Below are 534 nucleotides of genomic sequence, written 5' to 3'. Positions count from 1 at the left end.
GGGTCGGCGGCACGTGGTGCTATCTCTACCGGGCTATTACCGCCGGTGGGCAGACCCTGGACTTTTATTTCTCTCCGAAGCGCAATGTCGCGGCGGCCAAGCGTTTCCTGGCCAAGGCGCTGCGATCGAATACGACAGCCGGGTCCCCGCGGGTCATCAACACCGACAAGGCACCAGCTCTGGCCAAGGCAATATCCGAGCTGAAGGCGGAGGGAATCTGCCCTCAGACGGTGGAGCACCGGCAGGTGAAATACCTGAACAACGTTCTCGAGGGAGATCATGGCCGACTTAAAAGAATCCTGGGGCCGAAGGGAGCGTTCAAAAACCGAATTTCCGCCTACCGGACGTTGAAAGGGATGGAAGCGATGCATTCATTACGGAAAGGCCAGGGCACGATGTTTGCCTACGGGCACCCGAACCCGGACGCGGTGATCGTCAGCCGGATATTCGAGACAGCTTAAGCACCCCGGAGCAAGGACAACTAATGTCTTGAGGTTGGGCTTTTCGACCCTGGCCCAACTTTGCAACAGCACC

1 protein-coding gene is annotated in these 534 nt (G+C 58.4%); it reads left to right on the top strand.

Annotated elements, in window-relative coordinates; translation table 11 throughout:
• The coding region (locus HMPREF3098_RS01580) for an IS6 family transposase (RefSeq protein ID WP_141739632.1) at positions 1 to 461 on the top strand (461 nt) is incomplete at its 5' end.
• Positions 462 to 534: the final 73 nt, after the last annotated feature.

It is taken from the genome of Corynebacterium sp. HMSC28B08, assembly GCF_001806865.1.
Classification (GTDB): Bacteria; Actinomycetota; Actinomycetes; order Mycobacteriales; family Mycobacteriaceae; genus Corynebacterium; species Corynebacterium auriscanis.
This window is presented reverse-complemented; position numbering and strand designations above follow the sequence as displayed.